Genomic DNA, 1,047 nt, shown 5'->3' on the forward strand with positions numbered 1-1,047 from the left:
CGCCGACGACATCCTCGGTGCCATACAGCGCTTCTGCCAGCGCACCCAGCAGATCGGAGGAACTACAGAATCAGGACACTAGGTGGCCAAGCAAGGACCACTATGGGTCGGGTGCGGCGGTGGCCCCGGCAGAGGCAACCACTGGATGGGGTGGCGAGCGGACATCCGCCGACACGCGACCTTCATGGTTCAGGGAGGCAGAAAATGTTGCGGCATGCTCTATGTCGAACAATGAGAGAGCGGCGTGACCGAACTGTTCAGCAACCTCACCTACGTGGACCTTATAGGTTCCACAGGAACCCTCATTGTTGTTTCTGCCTACTTCGCCACACAGACAAGACTCCTCAACTCTGACGACCTTGCGTTCCCACTCATTAATTTAGTCGGCTCATTCCTCATCTCCTTCTCGCTCTACTTCAACTTCAATCTTGCATCCGCACTGATGGAGTTCTTCTGGATCGCGATCAGTGGGGTTGGCATCTGGAAGGGGTTCAAGGAGCGGCGCAGGGCGACTGCCACCTAGGACCGCTATGGGTGGAGGCTGTGTGAAAACGCCAATTCCTGTGGCGGCAGTAGAAAGTTCTTCTTCCGAATGGCCGCTCTCACGCTATGGCGGGCGTTTTCCTCCCGTTTGAGGTGCCGGAACGACTGCGACGTAGAAGGCTGTTCTCCAGCCTGGCGGCGCACCTGCGTTTTCACACAGCCTCGGTCGACAACGGTCATGGCCAGATGCGTGTTTGAGGCTGGCGATAGAAACAGCCCGGCAGGGGAAGGCCTGCCGGGCTGATCTGGGTCTGCTTGCTCCCTTCCACGCTGACGTTATGGCCGGCGCCGGTCCGATTGGGGCCTGTTACCAGTTAGGGCGTTCACCACGCCGCCGCAGTACGGATGGTGTAGCAGACCCTCCTTAACGCCCAGTGAAGGCGGCACTGCTTTTCTGTGTGACACATCGTGGCACATGGCTGTATGGCGCGACAATCTGGGTGCGAGCAGCGCGGCAATCAGGGTGAGAGTCTGAAGCTACGGCGGGTGGATGATTGTCGCGGC

1 protein-coding gene is annotated in these 1,047 nt (G+C 58.9%); it reads left to right on the top strand.

Annotated features, from left to right (window positions below; translation table 11 throughout):
* The first annotated feature begins 244 nt into the window (after positions 1–244).
* Positions 245–523: a CBU_0592 family membrane protein gene (locus EBE87_RS28385; protein ID WP_120641303.1), complete on the top strand. Its 279-nt coding sequence runs from the start codon at positions 245–247 to the stop codon at positions 521–523.
* Positions 524–1,047 lie beyond the last annotated feature (524 nt).

It is taken from the genome of Teichococcus wenyumeiae, assembly GCF_003696345.1.
Lineage (GTDB): Bacteria > Pseudomonadota > Alphaproteobacteria > Acetobacterales > Acetobacteraceae > Pseudoroseomonas > Pseudoroseomonas wenyumeiae.